At 66.9% G+C, this 16,658-nt stretch carries 16 protein-coding genes and 4 tRNA genes; 14 read left to right on the top strand and 6 right to left on the bottom strand.

Features of this window, described 5'->3' with window-relative positions; translation table 11 throughout:
• Nucleotides 1–34: 34 nt before the first annotated feature.
• From CHEID_RS09110 to CHEID_RS09100, 3 genes are read left to right on the top strand one after another with little or no spacing between them, the layout of a single operon-like run.
• A complete protein-coding gene (locus CHEID_RS09110; RefSeq protein WP_112770235.1) occupies nt 35–745 on the top strand; it encodes a dTDP-4-dehydrorhamnose 3,5-epimerase family protein in 711 nt (236 codons plus the stop codon).
• Nucleotides 742–1,626 (top strand): glucose-1-phosphate thymidylyltransferase RfbA, encoded by an 885-nt coding sequence (gene rfbA / locus CHEID_RS09105; RefSeq protein ID WP_112770234.1) that lies wholly within the window; start codon nt 742–744, stop codon nt 1,624–1,626. Before CHEID_RS09110 ends, rfbA begins: the two co-directional genes overlap by 4 nt.
• Nucleotides 1,620–2,642: an aminoglycoside phosphotransferase family protein gene (locus CHEID_RS09100; RefSeq protein WP_112770233.1), complete on the top strand. Its 1,023-nt coding sequence runs from the start codon at nt 1,620–1,622 to the stop codon at nt 2,640–2,642. The genes rfbA and CHEID_RS09100 overlap by 7 nt, the downstream gene beginning before the upstream one ends.
• On the opposite strand, the gene CHEID_RS09095 is transcribed toward CHEID_RS09100, so the two are convergent.
• Nucleotides 2,639–3,040 (bottom strand): hypothetical protein, encoded by a 402-nt coding sequence (locus CHEID_RS09095; protein WP_181645971.1) that lies wholly within the window; start codon nt 3,038–3,040, stop codon nt 2,639–2,641. The two genes, CHEID_RS09100 and CHEID_RS09095, sit on opposite strands and share 4 nt — an antisense overlap.
• Nucleotides 3,041–3,142: 102 nt before the next feature.
• On the opposite strand from CHEID_RS09095, the gene CHEID_RS09090 reads away from it, so the two are divergent.
• Nucleotides 3,143–3,496, top strand: coding sequence for a DUF4229 domain-containing protein (locus CHEID_RS09090; protein ID WP_238599417.1), 354 nt, complete (start codon nt 3,143–3,145; stop codon nt 3,494–3,496).
• On the opposite strand, the gene CHEID_RS09085 is transcribed toward CHEID_RS09090, so the two are convergent.
• The 4 genes from CHEID_RS09085 to CHEID_RS09070 all read right to left on the bottom strand — a co-directional run bounded on the left by CHEID_RS09085 (nt 3,493) and on the right by CHEID_RS09070 (nt 7,248).
• A complete protein-coding gene (locus tag CHEID_RS09085) occupies nt 3,493–4,428 on the bottom strand; it encodes a 1,4-dihydroxy-2-naphthoate polyprenyltransferase (RefSeq protein WP_112770231.1) in 936 nt (311 codons plus the stop codon). The two genes, CHEID_RS09090 and CHEID_RS09085, sit on opposite strands and share 4 nt — an antisense overlap.
• A 41-nt stretch (nt 4,429–4,469) precedes the next feature.
• The gene (locus CHEID_RS09080; RefSeq protein ID WP_273661108.1) at nt 4,470–5,702 is read right to left on the bottom strand and encodes an AMP-binding protein; all 1,233 of its coding nucleotides are present in this window, start codon (nt 5,700–5,702) and stop codon (nt 4,470–4,472) included.
• A gap of 17 nt (nt 5,703–5,719) precedes the next feature.
• Nucleotides 5,720–6,082, bottom strand: a complete 363-nt coding sequence (locus tag CHEID_RS09075; RefSeq protein WP_273661107.1) for a hypothetical protein — start codon at nt 6,080–6,082, stop codon at nt 5,720–5,722.
• Between the two features lie 248 nt (nt 6,083–6,330).
• Nucleotides 6,331–7,248: a 1,4-dihydroxy-2-naphthoyl-CoA synthase gene (locus CHEID_RS09070; protein ID WP_112768794.1), complete on the bottom strand. Its 918-nt coding sequence runs from the start codon at nt 7,246–7,248 to the stop codon at nt 6,331–6,333.
• 50 nt (nt 7,249–7,298) lie between these two features.
• On the opposite strand from CHEID_RS09070, the gene CHEID_RS09065 reads away from it, so the two are divergent.
• The 5 genes from CHEID_RS09065 (at nt 7,299) to CHEID_RS09045 (ending at nt 13,028) form a co-directional block, all read left to right on the top strand.
• Nucleotides 7,299–8,390, top strand: a complete 1,092-nt coding sequence (locus CHEID_RS09065; protein ID WP_273661106.1) for an o-succinylbenzoate synthase — start codon at nt 7,299–7,301, stop codon at nt 8,388–8,390.
• Nucleotides 8,391–8,424: 34 nt separating this feature from the next.
• On the top strand, nt 8,425–10,248 hold the full coding sequence (menD, locus tag CHEID_RS09060) for a 2-succinyl-5-enolpyruvyl-6-hydroxy-3-cyclohexene-1-carboxylic-acid synthase (protein WP_238599229.1): 1,824 nt from the start codon (nt 8,425–8,427) through the stop codon (nt 10,246–10,248).
• Nucleotides 10,248–10,745: a DUF3592 domain-containing protein gene (locus CHEID_RS09055; protein ID WP_112768795.1), complete on the top strand. Its 498-nt coding sequence runs from the start codon at nt 10,248–10,250 to the stop codon at nt 10,743–10,745. The genes menD and CHEID_RS09055 overlap by 1 nt, the downstream gene beginning before the upstream one ends.
• Nucleotides 10,746–10,843: 98 nt before the next feature.
• Nucleotides 10,844–12,235 carry a glycosyltransferase family 4 protein gene (locus tag CHEID_RS09050; RefSeq protein ID WP_112768796.1) on the top strand — a complete coding sequence of 464 codons (1,392 nt, stop codon included), beginning with the start codon at nt 10,844–10,846 and terminating at the stop codon, nt 12,233–12,235.
• 106 nt (nt 12,236–12,341) lie between these two features.
• Nucleotides 12,342–13,028: a demethylmenaquinone methyltransferase gene (locus tag CHEID_RS09045; RefSeq protein WP_112768797.1), complete on the top strand. Its 687-nt coding sequence runs from the start codon at nt 12,342–12,344 to the stop codon at nt 13,026–13,028.
• Between the two features lie 35 nt (nt 13,029–13,063).
• On the opposite strand, the gene CHEID_RS09040 is transcribed toward CHEID_RS09045, so the two are convergent.
• Nucleotides 13,064–14,437 carry a geranylgeranyl reductase family protein gene (locus CHEID_RS09040; protein WP_112768798.1) on the bottom strand — a complete coding sequence of 458 codons (1,374 nt, stop codon included), beginning with the start codon at nt 14,435–14,437 and terminating at the stop codon, nt 13,064–13,066.
• Nucleotides 14,438–14,560: 123 nt separating this feature from the next.
• Between CHEID_RS09040 and CHEID_RS09035 the strand changes: the two genes are divergently transcribed.
• From CHEID_RS09035 to CHEID_RS09015, 5 genes are all read left to right on the top strand, one after another.
• Nucleotides 14,561–15,583 (top strand): polyprenyl synthetase family protein, encoded by a 1,023-nt coding sequence (locus tag CHEID_RS09035; RefSeq protein ID WP_112768799.1) that lies wholly within the window; start codon nt 14,561–14,563, stop codon nt 15,581–15,583.
• Between the two features lie 107 nt (nt 15,584–15,690).
• A tRNA-Tyr gene (locus CHEID_RS09030) sits at nt 15,691–15,775 on the top strand.
• A 231-nt stretch (nt 15,776–16,006) separates the two neighbouring features.
• Nucleotides 16,007–16,079: transfer RNA gene (locus CHEID_RS09025), tRNA-Thr, on the top strand.
• Nucleotides 16,080–16,156: 77 nt separating this feature from the next.
• A tRNA-Met gene (locus CHEID_RS09020) sits at nt 16,157–16,233 on the top strand.
• Nucleotides 16,234–16,476: 243 nt separating this feature from the next.
• Nucleotides 16,477–16,549, top strand: a tRNA-Trp gene (locus CHEID_RS09015).
• Nucleotides 16,550–16,658: the final 109 nt, after the last annotated feature.

Raw genomic sequence — 16,658 nt, 5'->3', positions numbered from 1 at the left:
CAGCCGCGAGGTTCACCTAGCTAGAGTGTTGAGCATGACTAATGGTGGCCAGCAGCTAGAACTGCCCGAACTGCGCCGTGCGGGAGGGATTACCGAGCTCCCCATCGCCGGCGCTTGGGTCTTTAGCCCGCGCATACACGGCGACGAGCGCGGTAGCTTCGCCGAGTGGTTTCGGGCCGATGAATGCGCCGAGAAACTGGGGTATCCATTCGAGATAGCGCAGGCCAACATTTCCCATTCCAAGCGGGCGGTCGTGCGGGGAATACACCTGGCCGAGGTTCCCCCGGGTCAAGCCAAATTCGTTACCTGCGTGGCCGGGGAAGTCAACGACGTCTTAGTGGACGTTCGTCGAGGTTCGCCCACCTACGGCAAGCACATTTCCATTCCATTGTCCGCCGCTACCGTTCGCGCGGTCTTTGTACCGGTCGGCGTGGGGCACGGGTTCACGGCTATCTCAGACACCGCGACCGTCACCTATCTGGTCAATGAGGCGTACAACCCCCGGCGAGAATTCGAGATCAATGCCTTCGATGCCGCCTTGGGGATCGAATGGGGGGTGGATGCCGCCGACGCGGTCCGCTCCGACAAAGACGTCAACGCACCTTTGCTCGCAGAAGTGACCCAGCGCTTGCCTCAGTGGCGGGAATGCCGCGGTTGGGAGCAGCAATTACGCAGCGAATGGGAGGATGCTCTGGCCCATGCGGACGCCTATGAGGGGGAGCCGGAAGGTGGCGTGGGCCGATGAGGGGCATCATCCTTGCCGGGGGGACCGGCAGCAGGCTGTGGCCTATCACGTTCTCCGTCTCCAAGCAGCTAGTGCCGGTTTATGACAAGCCCATGATCTACTACCCCTTGTCCACACTCATGCTGGCCGGGATCCGGGACATCCTCGTGATCACCACACCCCAGGACGCTCCCGCCTTCCGCACACTCTTGGGTGATGGCAGCCGTTTTGGGGTAGACATTTCCTACGCGGAGCAAGACGAACCCCGCGGCCTCGCCGAAGCCTTCATCATTGGGGCCGACTTTATTGCTAACGAATCCGTCGCCCTGGTCCTGGGCGATAACATCTTCTACGGGTCCGGTCTGGGCACGCAATTACGCCGGTTCAATGACCCCGATGGCGGGGTGATTTTCGGTTACCGAGTGGCCGACCCAAGCGCTTACGGCGTGGTCCAATTCACTGCAGAGGGGCGGGCCGTAAGTATCGAGGAGAAACCGAAGCAGCCAAAATCCCCTTATGCTGTGCCGGGCCTGTATTTCTACTCCTGCGATGTGGTGGAAGTCGCCCAGTCCATCACCCCGTCGGCCAGGGGCGAGCTGGAAATTACCGACATCAACCGCAGGTATATGGGGGAAGGGCGTTTGCACGTGGAGGTTTTGCCGCGCGGTACGGCGTGGCTGGACACCGGAACGGTGGACGACCTCAACGCGGCGAGCGATTTCGTGCGGGCCATCGAAAAACGGCAGGGGCTGAAGGTGTCGTGCCCGGAGGAGGTGGCCTGGCGAATGGGGTGGATCGACGAAGGCACCCTGCTCGGCGCGGCCGATTCCTTGGGCTCCAGCCCCTATGGTGCCTACCTGCGCGCACTTCCGCCCAGAGATGAGGAGCCGCCGTCATGCTGAGCATCGACGACCTGACTGTGGAAACGCTACCTGATCTCGTCAGCCTGACCTGGCGGGATCTCATGTGGGAAAGCGTGCGCGTGCCGATCCAAGGCATGGATCACGCCGTGGTCATTTTGGAGGGCGTGCAGTCCACCGAGTTCGAGTTTCAGGGCATGCTGCCGGACTCCCTGGTGGCCCGGGCAGCCTACACGAATGCCTATCGCAAGCACGCAGCGCTGGAGACCGGGGTGGTGGGGGCCCTGGGGCGCCGACTCGCCGAGCTCCCCAACCCGGAGGATGCGATGCGCCTGCCGGAGACGCTGCGCCAGGCGCATGTGCCGGGCACAGCCGGGGGCCCGCAGCGCATCCGAATTACCCTGTTATCGGAAATCCCGGGCAAACAGTTGGACAGTCAGTTGTGGAGAACCCTCGCCGAGCACCAGCGGCAGCGCGCGATAGCGCAGCTCGGCGGCCTCCTGGCGGCGATGCATACCCTGAACCCCCAACTACCCCCGGTAAACCGGCTGGAAAGCTGGTGGGGCCCCGGGCAATCGGAGCTCAACGAGACCGAGCGCACCCTGCCGGGCAAGCACGCGCTGATGAAGTCCCGAGTCCAGCGTTACCTAGAGCCCAATCTGGAACCGGCTGAGCTCGAAGCGGCCCGTCGCGCTCTGGAAAAGATGGATTCCCTGCTGGCGGCGTCCGGCCGCTACCGCTGCCTGACGCACGGGGAGGTAGCCCCGGTGCATCTGCGGTGGGATCCCCGGCTGGGGTTGGGGGCCATCGATTTTTCGGATGTGACGGTCGGCGATCCGGCGATCGACTACGCCCATCTGCATCGCATTGACCCGGAATTGCCAGCCCAGGTGTTCGCCATGGTGCAGGAGATCGCGCCGGAGATGGCGGATCCAGATGTGGACCCCGATGATCCCGGCGTGCTTCGCCGAGCGGAAATTTACCGGCAGTGGGATGACGTGTTCCTCACCATCGATCACTTCCGCACCGGGCGCAGCCCCCGCCTCCCCCTGACCTAGCGCGACGGCCCAGACGGACCCGACGGCCCAAGGGAACCATCGGTGCCCTCATCTGGACGCTCGTGACCTTCAATGCCGTCCGTCGGCCGCGGGTCCTCGGTCCCAGGGGTGGGCCCCGCTGCGCCAGTCTCGTCCGTACCCGTCCGCTTCTGCCCAGCCTCCCCCGACCCGGCCCGTTCCTGCCCGGTCTCCTCCTGCTGGCGCCGCTCGGCCTCCCGGCGCTGCTTGAAACGCTCCTTCTTGAGGTTCCACAGGAACTCTTCATCGTCGTCCGGCCCCCGCGGCGGCATCGTCTGGCGGGGCTGAGTGTTGCGGTTCGCCCAGGTCTTGGGTCCGAAGGCTTTCCACAAGAGGATGACTGTCGCCACAATGAGGACGAGTAGAACAAGGCGAGCCACGAGTGTTCCTCCCTGCGCCGGCGGGTGTCGATGTGGCCTCATTGTCGCACATGGGGCCGACTGATCATTGTCCGGCTGGGGCGCGAAAGTAGGGTGGGTGTTGTGACCGAGAAATCCGACACTCCCCTGGCCGCAGAACCCGCGTCCCTGCCGAACACCCCGAAGCTTTCGGGCAAGGCGTGGCGCGACATCGCCCTCTACGGGCTGCTGCGCCTGCTGCTGTTCATCGCGTTGACGGTCGTCATCCATTCGATCGTCATCCTGGCGGGGATGGCCAACTACTTCCCGTTGCTGATCAGCGCCATGTTGGCCCTGATCCTGGCGTTGCCGTTGTCTATGTTGTTGTTCCGCAAGCTGCGGCTGCGGGTCACCGAGCAGATGGCGCAGTGGGACGCCAATCGCCGCGCGCACAAGGAAACGATCCGCCAGCAGTTGCAGGAGCGCCTGGATACCTAGCGGGCCATCGTGGTGATGAGCGCGGCGAGGAAGGCGAGGACGGACCACAGCAGCATCCCCCGCCCGGTCAGCCCCAGCACGGGGACGAGGTGCTTACCGGTTGCCCCGCTGCGCACCGGGCGGGACGCACAGTAGAGTATCGGAGCTGCCACCAGCGCCAGCAGCACAGCGGGGGCGCTCAGCGCGGCAAACGCGGTGGCTACCATGGCCGCAGCGTTGAGGACCACCCACAGAGTGCGGGTGCGGGCGTCCCCCAAGCGAACCGCGAGGGTGATCTTCCCGGCGGCGGAGTCCGTTGGGATATCCCTCAGGTTGTTCACCAGGTTCACGCTGCTGGACATGGCCCCCACCGCGATGGCGAACAGTACCCCGCGGCCGCTGACCGCCCCGCTTTGGGTGAACTCGGTGCCCAGCACGGCCACGAGGCCGAAGAAGACGAACACCGCCACTTCCCCCAGGCCCCGGTAGCCATAGGGGTTCTTGCCCCCGGTGTAGAACCAGGCAGCGGCAATGCAGGCTGCGCCGACGGGGATGAGCCACCAAGCGCTCAGCAGGCTCAGCGCGGCGCCGGCCACAGCCCCCACGCCGAAGCTGAGGAAAGCGGCCCGCTTAACAGCGGCGGGGGGCACCAAGCCAGAGCCAGTCAGCCGAAGCGGGCCGGAACGATCGTCATCGGTGCCGCGGATGCCGTCTGAATAGTCGTTGGCGTAATTCACCCCGATGATGAAGGCGAGCGCCACGGTGGCCGCGAGCACTGCCCGCACCGCATCGCCGTGCCCGGTGAAAATAGCGGCGGCGGTTCCCGCGAGGACCGGGGCCACGGCATTGGCCCACGTGTGGGGGCGGGAACCTTCCAGCCACTGCGCGGGGGTTGTCGTTGAGGTGTGGGTGGTGTTCACGGGTGGGGGAGCGTCCTTTCCGGGCCGGCACATCGGTTGAGTGCCTTCACCTTATCGGCCCGCGCCTCAGGGGCTTACCGTTGCGCGTCCCGTAGTAGACGGCCCACCGCCTGCCGGTCGACTTTGCCCGGGCCGGTGACGGGGAGGCGGGGGAGACTTCGGAGGCAGCGGGGCCGAACATAGGCTGGCACCCCTGCGGCGGCGAGGGCTTGCCGGACTGCGGCGGTAAGACTGGCGCTGGGGTAGGTGGCGTCCGGCTGCAGAACAACGCCCGCCGCAACGGCCTGGCCGAATTCGGGATCCGGGATGCCCACCGCGCAGGCCTCCGCAATCCCCGGCAGCGCAGTGAGTGCGCGTTCCACATCCTCCGGCAGCACCTTCATCCCGCCGGTGTTGATCACGGCATCCATGCGCCCGAGCACGTGCAGGCTCCCCTGTGTGTCGAGGCGCCCCAGATCGCTGGTTCGGAAAACGCCGGGCTGGGGGAAGGCCGCCTGCGGTCCGTTGCGATAGCCAGCGGAGACCATCGGCCCGGACAAGATGATGCGGCCGGTGCCCTGGTTGTCTGGGGTATCGATGTCGGCTGTCACGCCGGGGAGGGGGTGGCCGTTGTAGATCACCCCGCCGGCTGTCTCGCTGGAGCCGTAGGTCAGGGCCAGGTGGGCCCCTTCGTTGCGCAGTTTTTCAACGACGCCAGGCTCCGCAGCCGCGCCCCCCACCAGCACACCGGCGTATTGCGCAAGCGCGGCAATGCCCCCCGGGCTGGCGGCCAGGCGGTTCAACTGCGTGGGCACGATGGAGGTGTAGAGGTCCACGCCGGGGAAGGTCTGCATAAGTCGGCGGGTGTCCGCGGCAAAACCGGGCGCGCTGAAAGATTCCCCGGTGCCAAGGTGCCGCGCCGCGACCGGGGAGTATCCGGCGTGGAGGCTGCGCAGGCACACCTGGAGGCCGGCGATGTGGTGTGCGGGCACGGTCAACAACCACGCGCCGGGGTGGGCGGCGAAGGCCCGGGCCATAAAGGCTTCGGTGGCGGCGGCGGAGGCGCGGAGGTTTGCCGCGGTGAGGAGGGCGCCCTTGGGGGTGCCCGTGGAACCGGAGGTGCAGGCCACGAGGGTGCCGGGGGTTACCGGTTCGCCGACCCGCAGGGAGGGGTGGGGGGAGGATCCGGGAGCCAGGGGGACAAAAGAGGCCCGACCTGCAAAAAGTGATTCAAGGAGGCGCTGGATGTGGGGGGTATCTGCGGGATCCAGGTGATGGGCGGCCAGGGGGATAGCGGGGCCGGGATCGGTTGCTGGGGTACTGCTCACCGGGCCTAGGGTACGGGTTAGGCGAGCAATCCAAAATCGCTGACCCGGCGGGTGATGAGGCCCAGTTCCCCGGGGCCGGGGAGGCGGTCGTGGATGGCCACGAAGGCCTCCTGAATGTCCAGCGAGCGGGCCGGGGTGCGCCCCATGTCTACGAGGTAGGAGATGATGTCCAGGTAGGAGGGGCTGCGGCGGTCCAGGGCGTTGAGGCCAGGGGTGGCCAGATCCTGCTGGCTGTCCAGGTAGGCGGTGATCTGGGTGGGGGTCAGGCCCGCGTCCTTGTTGGTCGCGGAGGTGCCGGGGGCGGGCGCGCGGTGGGTGGTACCAAGGGTGGGCATGGTGCTGCTGATCTTGCGGACCAGGGAGGAAATGAGGTTGCTCATGATGCTGGCGCTTCCTTGGGGCGTTGGTGCTGTTGTGGGGGAAGGCCGCTGCTGGTGGTGTTGCGCGAGTTGGCGTGCTCTAGAAGAAGGCCCTCCCTAACGATGTAAACGAGTGTACGGAAAAATAGTGGAGAAAGTCAAGCATTTATATTTACGACGATCTGATAGAACCAACCAATATGTACTATGAGGGGAAACCTACACATGGGCCGCAACCCCCGGCCCCCAGTGCCCAGCCCCCAGACCCACTAGTAGTAGTACGGGAACTCTGACCAGTTGGGGGGCCGTTTCTGCAGGAAGGCATCCCGCCCCTCTACGGCCTCGTCCGTCATGTAGGCCAAGCGGGTGGCCTCGCCCGCGAAGACCTGCTGCCCCATGAGGCCATCGTCGGTGAGGTTGAACGCGAACTTCAGCATGCGTTGTGCCGTCGGCGACTTGCCGTTGATCTCCCGGGCCCACTGCACCGCCGTGCGCTCCAGCTCGGGGTGATCCGCAACACAGTTGACAGCCCCCATCCGCTGCATCGTTTCCGCGTCGTAGCTGCGGCCCAGGAAGAAAATCTCCCGGGCGAACTTCTGCCCCACCTGTTTGGCCAGGTAAGCGGACCCATAACCCGCGTCGAAGGAGCCCACGTCCGCGTCCGTTTGCTTGAACTTGCCGTGCTGCCGGGATGCAATGGTCAGGTCGCACACCACGTGCAGGGAGTGCCCCCCACCCGCCGCCCATCCGTTGACCACGGCAATGACGACCTTCGGCATGGTCCGGATGAGCCGCTGCACCTCCAGGATGTGCAGCCGTCCGCCCTCGGCGGCGGGAACGTCCACCGCATTCCCCTCGGCGTACTCGTACCCGGACCGACCGCGAATGCGCTGATCCCCCCCGGAGCAGAACGCCCACCCGCCGTCCTTGGGACTGGGCCCATTGCCCGTGAGCAGCACCGTTCCCACATCCGGGCTACGCCGCGCGTGATCCACGGCGCGGTAGAGCTCGTCCACCGTGTGGGGCCGAAAGGCGTTGCGCACCTCTGGGCGGTCGAAGGCGATGCGCACAATCCCGTCCTCCCGGCCCTCCCCACGGTGCCGGTGGTAGGTGATGTCCGTGAAGTGGAAACCGGGAACCTCGCGCCACTGGTCCGGTTCGAAGGGGTTCAGCTCAGATGCGTTCATGGCCAGCCAGTCTAGGGCCAGCCCGGTGGGCGCCGGTAGCGTTGACGGTTGTGATCCACGCCCCAGCTCCCCTCGCCGAGCTCCTGGAAGCCCTCACCGCCACAGCCCGGGTGGTTCGCCTCCCGCTGCGGGTGCCCTTCCGGGGACTGAGCCACCGCGAGGTCCTGCTCAGCAAAACCCCCGGCGGTTGGGTGGAATTCTCCCCATTCCTGGAATATGACCCGCAGGAATCGGCCCGGTGGCTGCGGTCCACCCTCACTCTTATTCAGGACGCCAACCCCGACCTCCGCGGCCCCTTCCCCCCATTGCCGCACGTTTCCCCCGGCCACAGGGTGGAAGTGAACGCCACCATCCCGGCAGTGGATGTCTCGGCGGACCCGCAGGCCATCGACACGCTGATGGCGCGCTACCCGGGGTGCACAACCGTAAAAATCAAAGTGGCCGAGCGCGGCGGGGGCCAGCCCTTCCCGGAACAATTGGGCGCTGACCTGCGGCGCGTCGCTGCCGTCCGGCAGCACTACGCGGAGCGCGGCGTGAGTAACCCCCGCATCCGCGTGGACGCGAACGCCGGGTGGAGCGTGGACCAGGCCTGCACCGCGCTGAGTGCCCTGGCCGAACAGGGGCCCCTGGACTACGCAGAGCAGCCCTGCGGCACCACGGCGGAACTCGCGGAGCTTCGCGCCCGCCTGGCCCGGCGGCAGGTTCCGGTGCGCATCGCTGCCGACGAGCTGATCCGCAAAGCCGCGGACCCCTATGCCGTGGTCCGGGCAGGGGCGTGCGACGTGGCTGTTGTGAAGGTGGCCCCGCTGGGCGGGGTGGACCAGGTCTGCCGTATCGCGCAGGGCATCGCGGAGTACGGCGTGGACCTCACCGTCAGCTCCGCCTTGGAAACCGCCGTGGGCATGACCGCAGGGCTGCGCGCCGCCGCCGCAATCGGTTCCGCGGCGGCGGGTCTGGCCACCGGGTCTCTCTTCTGCCGCGACGTTGCAGCCCGCCCGATCTGCGACGGTTCGCTGCCCCTGGAAAGCGGCGCTGTGGATATGGGCGTCATCAATAAATATGAGGCCTCCCCGAACCGCCTGACCTGGTGGCTGAACCGGGTGCGCGCCGCCGCCGAACACGTTCGCATCGACACCGAATGACCCCCGCCGACCGGCACCGCTAGGTTTAAGCAGTGTGAATACCCCGCAGGAGACCGACCAGACCCCGCCGAGCCCGGCGATGTACACGGCCGCCGTCGTCGTCGACGAGCTCATCCGCTGCGGCGTGCGCGAAGCGGTGGTCTGCCCCGGATCCCGCTCCGCCCCGCTGGCCCTGGCCTTCACCGAAGCCGCCCGCACCTACAGGCTGCGCCTGCACGTCCGCACGGACGAGCGGACTGGATCCTTCCTGGCCCTGGGGCTCGCGCAGTACTCCCGCCGCCCGGTTCCCATCGTCATGACCTCCGGCTCGGCCGTGGCCCAGTGCCTGCCCGCCATGGTGGAGGCCAGCCTCAGCCACATCCCGCTGCTCGTGCTCTCCGCCAACCGGCCCTGGTCCTACCTGGGGTCCGGTGCTAACCAAACCATCGACCAGCGCGACATCTTCGGCGCCCATGCCGTGGCCGCGGAGGGCTTGGATGCCGCCACCGCAGCCCGGGGGGAGAACCTGGATGCCGCCCAGCGCCACGCCCGAGCGGTAGTGGACCGCCTGCTGGGGGCGGCAACGGACCCTGCCCGCGGCGGGGGCGCGCACCTGGACATCCCCCTCGACGACGGGCTGGTCCCGCACAGCACAACGGAAATGAGCATGCTCGCCCGCCGCGTCGCCGAGCAGGGCAATGCCGCACAACCCCAGCGCAGCTACCGAGCCCCCGCCCGGGAACCCTACGGCGAGCTCCAGGTGGACATCTCCGCCCCAACGCTGGTGGTGGCCGGGGCGGTGAGCCAGCGGCCCTGGGCCCGGGCAGTCTTGGAGGCGCTGGCCCCGCTGCCGGTGCTGGCAGAACCCATGAGCCCCAGCCCCGAATTTCCCGTGCACTCCGGGGCGGCCCACTTGTTCACCAAAACGGTCAATAGGGGAGACCTGGACCTTCGGCCGGAACAGATCATCGTGGTGGGGCGGCCCACGTTGCACCGCAGCGTTTCCACACTGCTGGCGGACCCCAGTATTCGGGTGGTCGTTCTGACGGACACCACAACTATCCCCGACGTGGCCCATACCGTTCGAGAAGTCGGTAGCTCCGTTTGCCTGGTGGGCACAAGCCCGCAGCAGTGGATCCGTGCCTGCCGGGCGATCAGCGACATTGGCGTGGAGGCCGTGCGGGAATCCCTGGCAGAGGGCGGGGAGTGGCCCGATTTCACTGGGGTGCATGCCATGGCCGCCGTCGCCGATTCCCTCCGGGATGGGGATGCCTGTGTCATCGGGGCTTCCTCCACCATCCGGGACGCCTCCCGCGCCGGGTTGCCCTTCGCGGGGGTGGAGACCTTTTCCAGCCGGGGGGCGGCGGGAATCGATGGGACCGTCTCCACGGCCATCGGGGTGGCCCTGTGCCACGAAGCCGGTCATCCCGATGCGGTTCGGGCGCCGCGGACGGTGGCGGTGATGGGGGACCTGACATTCATTCACGACGCCACCGGCCTGTCCATCGGGCCCTTGGAACCCGCGCCGGAGAATCTCCTCCTCGTGGTGATCAACGATGATGGGGGCGCGATCTTCGAGGGATTGGAGCCGGGCGCCGAGGACCTGCGGGCATTCGCCGACGGGACGGCGGCCTTCGAGCGGGTGTTCGGCACGCCCACGGGCTATCGGATCGCTGGCGCCTGCGCGGCGGCGGGGGTGGCCTACCACCGGGCGGAGACACTGGCCGAGCTAGAGGACCTGCTTCACCGGCACAATGAGGGGGAGCTGTACGACCCCGAGCAGCGGCACCCGGGGATGGTTCTGGTGGAGGCGTGTGTGGATCGGCACGGTCGGCGAGCCCTGGAGCAGGCCATTGCGGCTCGGGGAGGGAAGAGCTAATGGACGCCAACAACCCCGGCGTGGCCCGGCCGGTATCCGAAACCTACGTTCTCCCGCTGCGGTTCCGGAGGGCGGCGCAGGCCATTGTGGCCTTTGGGATCTTCGCCATCCTTGTGTGCAGCGGCTTGGTGATCTCCAGCGGCATCGACGATGCCCGCATCGCCCGGGATCGGGCCCGGGCGGTGGCGACGGTCGTGAGTGCGGACGGGACCCGCACGACGGTGCGTTTCCGCGACGCGAACGGTAATTACTACCAGCCGGACACGGGGCTGAAGTACCCCGTGGGCCTGCAGACCGGGCAGCGGGTGCGCGTGGAGTACCAGGCCTCCGATCCGAAGAACGTCAAGGTGGAGGGGCGTAGCTGGCTGCTGGCCTTTCGCCCGGCGCTCTCCTCGCTGGCGCTCGCACTGGTGATCGCGGCTGTGCTAGCGGCCGTACTACGGTGGCGCAAGAAGCGCTGGGTGGAAAACCATGGGAGCCCACCTGCGGGGACGTGAAGGCAGGTGTGTTTCTTAACCTAACGTTTGTTAACTTTTGGCACGGCCGTAACGCCATATCCACGGCGTTGTGGCTTCCACCAGAGAGGCTGTCCGGTATGCGAGTCGCTATTGTTGCCGAGAGCTTTCTGCCCAACGTCAACGGCGTGGTCAATTCCGTTCTCCGGGTCCTGGAACACCTCCGCCGCCACGGTCACGAAGCCCTGGTCATCGCCCCCGGCGCTCGCTACCGCCAGGAAGAGATTTTCCAGTACGCCGGGTACCGCATCGCCCGCGTGCCCACGGTGGAGATCCCCGGCATTAACTCGTTGCCCATCGGTGTTCCCCTGCCGCGTGTGCTCATGGAGCTCAAGCAGTTCAACCCGGACGTGGTGCACCTCGCCAGCCCCTTCGTGCTCGGCGGTGCCGGAGCTCTCGCCGCCCGCGCCCTCGGCCTGCCCTGCGTGGCGGTCTACCAGACGGACGTGGCCGGGTTTGCCAACAACTACAAGGCCAAGGCTCTGTCCACGATGGCCTGGCAGTGGACACGCGGTCTACACAACAGTTGCACCCTGACGCTCGCCCCCAGCTCCGTGACGATCGACGAGCTGGAGGAGCACAACGTGCGCAACATCTACCACTGGGGTAGAGGGGTAGACGCAGCGCGATTCCAGCCCTCCAAACGGGACCTCGCCCTCCGCCGCCAGTGGCTGTTCGCCGGGGAACGCCAGCGGGTCCGCGCCGGGCTGGGGGAAAACCCCGTCGCGCAGCATAAGCGCGTCATCGTTGGGTTCGTCGGGCGGTTGGCTGCGGAGAAGTCCGTGGAACGCATGGCAGCGCTCAACGGGATGGACAACGTGCAGATCGTCATCATCGGCGGTGGCCCCGAACACTGCCAGCTACAGAAGCTCATGCCCACCGCCGTGTTCACCGGGGAGCTGCACGGGGAGGAGTTGGCCCGCGGCTACGCCAGCCTGGACGTGTTCGTCCACACCGGGGAGTTCGAGACCTTCTGCCAGGCCATTCAGGAGGCTCAGGCCTCCGGGCTGCCGACCATCGCCCCCGCGGCGGGTGGTCCGATCGACCTCATCCAACCCGGCAGCAATGGGCACCTGCTTAGCGTGCGCGGGTTCACCGCAGAACTGCCCCTCGCCGTGGAGCGCATCATCGAGGAGGGCATCGAAAGCTACCGGGCCAACGCGCTCGCCGGCATCAAGGGCAAGACCTGGCCGGACCTATGCGAACAGTTGGTGGGGTACTACGAACGCGCGGTGTACCAGCACGCCGCCGGCCTTGGGGCGAACGCCAAGCCCGTGAACCGGCGGGCCGCCTTCGCCTCGGCGCAGGCTGGTGGCCGGCGCGGTGGCTCCCGGCGTCCAGAAGAAAAGACCGTAGTGCCCACCGCAGCCCCCGCAGCATCCGCCACCGCCGAAAACCCCCATTCCCAACGGCGCCCACACATCGAGGTCGGGGCGCAGCAGCAACAGGCCGCGGCCGAGCTGGCCAGCTAACCCGGCACCTTACCGCGTGGGTGACTCGCAGGCGGATGACGTCGGCTGGACGTAGCCCGGACGTTCGCCCCGCCCCTGCCCGACCCGGTGCGTAGAATGAGCAACCGTGTCCCGCGCCAGCCTTGAAAAAAAACCCCACGACGTGGCGACGATGTTCGACGCCGTGGGTAAAAACTACGACCTCACCAACACGGTCCTCAGCTTCGGCCAGGACCGCCACTGGCGCAGGGAAACCAGGCGGCGCCTTGACCTCAAGCCCACCGACGTCGTGCTCGACCTCGCCGCTGGGACTGCGGTGTCCACCGAGGAACTCGCCCGCACCGGGGCCTACTGCATCGCCTGCGACTTCTCCTACGGCATGCTCGCCGCCGGATCCCATCGCGACGTGCCCAAACTTTGCGCCGACGGCACCCAACTGCCCTTCGCGGACAACACTTTCGACGCTGTGACCATTAGCTATGGGCTGCGCAACATCGTAGACTTCCGTGCCGGGCTGCGCGAAATGGCCCGCGTTACCAAGCGCGGCGGCAAGCTGGCCATCGCGGAATTCTCCACGCCGGTGATTCCCGTGTTCTCCGAGGTGTACAAGAACTACCTCATGCGCGCCCTGCCCGCGGTCGCGCGGGTGGTTAGCTCTAACGCGGAGGCCTACGAATACCTCGCCGAATCGATCCGCGCGTGGCCAGACCAGCAGACCCTCGCCGCAGAGATCCAGGCCAATGGGTGGGCCAACGTCACCTGGCGCAACCTCACCGCAGGCATCGTGGCGCTGCACACTGCGGTCAAGGCCTAGCGGGCGGGGCCCTGGCCGACCACCCGGCGAACCGGCTACCCGAACAACGGCCGGGACTCGGCTGCTGCCACCCGGTCCCACACCCCGCTAACGCGGCCCGCCGCCCGAAACACCCGGGCCGCAACATCCCGGTCTTCTGCCGTGACGAGGTTGCCCATGAACCGCACCGCCACGCCCATTACCGGGGCAGCAGTGGGGCCCCGCATGGCCAGAGGGCCAAAGGAGGGCAGCAGGCCAGGCACCGCGATGAGCAAGGCCAGGCGCCGGGCGATGCTGAAGGCGTGGCCGTACTCACTGCGCAAGAGATCGGGCCAGAGCCGACTGAGGCTGCCTCCCGCTCCCCGTCGCCCGGCGGGACCGGCCTCCCCAATGGCCTGGGCCACTAAGCGTCCACTCTCCAGGGCATAGTCGATGCCTTCCCCGTTCAGCGGGTTCACTAGCGCCGCGGTATCCCCAAGTGCCGCCCAGTTGGCCCCGGCCACCCGGGTGACCGCCCCACCCATCGGCAGTAGGGCACTGGTGATGTCCGTGGGCCCCGAATGGTGCCAATAACCCTGCACCTGCTCCGCGTAGGTGTGCAGCAACCTCTTCGTGCCCACCTGCACCGGGTAGCGGTCAGTCGCCAGGGCGCCACAGCCCAGATTTGCCCGGTCGCCCCCCAGCGGGAAGACCCAACCGTAACCCGGTTGGACCTGGTCTTGTCCGTCGCGCAGCTCCACGTCCGTATGAATCCACGGTTCCCCGCCCCGCGGGGTGCGAATGTAGCTGCGCGCTGCCACCCCGTGCACCATGCCTCGCAGCCAGTACACCCCGAGCTGGCGGGCAATGCGGCTGCGTACCCCCTCGGCGAGCAGGACCCAACGAGCCCGGATATCCACCGGGTGCTCCCCGACCAGCGTGTCCACGCATCGAACGTTGGTAACAGAGGATGGCTGGAGCTTATTGGTGTGGGCAGCCACGGCGCGCAGGCCGCCGCGGAACCGAGCCCCGGAAGCCACAGCGTGGGCCAGCAGGGCCGTATCGAGTTCCGTTCGGGCGATGGCGCTGCCCTGTGGGGCGAACCTGTTCTGTTTCGGCCAGGGGACTGTGACGGATCCGCCGAAACCGTGCAGCTTGAGCCCCTCGATGGCGGGGCGGTGGGCCAGGATGTGCCCCGCCCCCATGTCCTGCAGCGCCGTAACGGCCCGTGGGGTTAACCCGTCCCCGCACGTTTTGTCCCGGGGGTGTTCCAGCATGTCCGCGAAGTCCACCACCAGGGTGTCCAACCCTTGGGCGGCGCAGTGGCAGGCGGCGGAGGAGCCTGCGGGTCCCCCACCGATGATGAGGACATCGGCGGTGAGCTGCTCGGCGGATCTCGGTTTTGGGGCGCGCGGCTGGGTGGGGTGTGCGGACGGGACTGACTTGGGCATCGTCGTCGATTGTTGCACGCGAGGGGGCCCCGGCGGGGGAGGTCCGCTACTGTATCGTGGGAACGGACTTGGGGCCCTGCCACGGCGGGGCGCGGAAACCAAAGGATGAGGGCAACGCAGGACATGGTTACACGCGAGGCAGGCGGCGCTGCGAATCCGCCGGTAGCGCCGGACCTTGGGGATGCCCATCTCAACGCCACCATCTCCGCCGGGCTGGCCCGGGCGGAAGAACGCCTGACCGCTGTTCTCGTGCAGGGGGAGGATTTCCTCACGGATAAGATCAGCCACCTCGCCCGGGCAGGGGGCAAGCGCTTCCGCGTGGTCTTCGCACTCATTGCGGCGCAATTCGGGCCGCGGGCGGAAAGTGCCGAGGTCGTGGATGCCGCTGTGGTGGTGGAGCTCACCCACCTGGCCACCCTCTATCACGACGATGTGATGGACGAGGCGGATCGACGGCGGGGCGCGAAATCCGCTAATGCCCGCTGGAATAATTCGATCGCCATCCTTGCGGGGGATTACCTCTTCGCCGTCGCTTCAGACATGATGGCGGATCTTGGGGTGGAGACGGTCCGCCACTCCGCGCGCACTTTCCGCGAGCTCGTCACCGGGCAGATGCGGGAGACCGTTGGCGCAGCTCCCGGTGTGGATCCGGTGGACCACTACATGGAAGTGATCCAGGAGAAGACGGGTGTGCTCATCGCCTCCGCCGGGTACCTCGGCAGTAAGCACGCCGGAGCTACCGAGGAGGAGTCCCGCGCTCTGCAGCAGTTTGGCCGCTATCTGGGGCAGGTCTTCCAGATTGTGGATGACATCATCGATGTGTGGTCCCCGTCGGAGGAATCGGGGAAGACGCCAGGAACCGATTTACGGGAGGGGGTGTTCACTCTGCCCGTGCTTTACGCCCTGCAGGAGGACAGCCCGGGCGGGGCTCGGTTGCGGGAAATCCTGACGGGCCCCGTGTCCGACGATGCCCTGGTGGCCGAGGCCCTCGAGTTGATTCGGGCGTCCGCCGGCCGGGAGCGGGCGGAACACACCGTGGAGCGATACCGGCAATTGGGGGAGGAGCAACTGGCTAAGCTTCCTGCCGGTCCAGCGGCGGACGGTTTGCGCCATCTCATGGATTTCGCGCTGCGTCGACTGGGCTAACGAGGGGGGGTAGCTGCTAGAAAAACCGCCGTTTCCCCAGCGCCGCGGCCCGGTTAGGTAAACGATCACCGCCCGTAGTAAGGTACCTACCGCACCGAGAGGTGTTCGCCAGATTGCCCGAGCGGCCAAAGGGAGCGGATTGTAAATCCGTCGGCTCTGCCTACGTTGGTTCGAATCCATCATCTGGCACCACGGTCGTACTGCGGCCAATCCAGGAGGAGGGAACCCTCCGAGATTCGCTCGACGCGGACTCGGTTGGTTCCCTCCTCCTTTGTTGTGCCATCGGATCGGGGCGAGGTTCCGACGATTGGTGCTGGAAAACCCCGTGGAACAGCCGATTTGTAGATCAAGCCGCCGGGTGGTTATGCTTTCTCAGGCTTCAACGGCCCTCAGGTGTGAACTTGCTGGCCCGTGTGGAGTGATGCCCCCTTAGCTCAGTCGGCAGAGCGTTTCCATGGTAAGGAAAAGGTCGACGGTTCGATTCCGTCAGGGGGCTCTGTCATTTCCGGTGGCTACCGCGCGCTCCTGCGCGACAGCGCTCGATCGTCGGATGCCAAAGGTGATGATGACCGTGGCGGTGTAGCTCAGCTGGTTAGAGCGCACGACTCATAATCGTGAGGTCGGGGGATCGAGTCCCCCCACCGCTACCAATAACGAAGGCCCCGCTTTCGTCTCTCCCCGTTGACTTTCGGGGTGGTGCGAGGGCGGGGTTTTCCGCGCGCTGGCGCGATGGCTTCCGATCTCCGACAACGGTCCCCCGCACCGTCGGCCGCGGGCGCGCCCCGCCACGGGCCGCTGCAATTTCCCCCGCCCCCGCCGGGCTGCTAGACTCCTTGCGTGTTGCGCCGGGAACACGCCATATCGCATGCGTCCCCGGCACTTCCTTAGTTCGAAGGGGCGTAGCTCAATTGGCAGAGCAGCGGTCTCCAAAACCGCAGGTTGCAGGTTCAAGTCCTGTCGCCCCTGCAAGGTTCCCCGGGAAGTGCTGCCGAACTTCGGTTAGCATCTTCAGTGGGACAACGAACCCCCACCTCGCGTGGAAGTATCGCGAATGAACCCCGTCTCGAGGAGGCGT

It is taken from the genome of Corynebacterium heidelbergense (genome assembly GCF_028609845.1).
Classification (GTDB): Bacteria; Actinomycetota; Actinomycetes; order Mycobacteriales; family Mycobacteriaceae; genus Corynebacterium; species Corynebacterium heidelbergense.
This window is presented reverse-complemented; position numbering and strand designations above follow the sequence as displayed.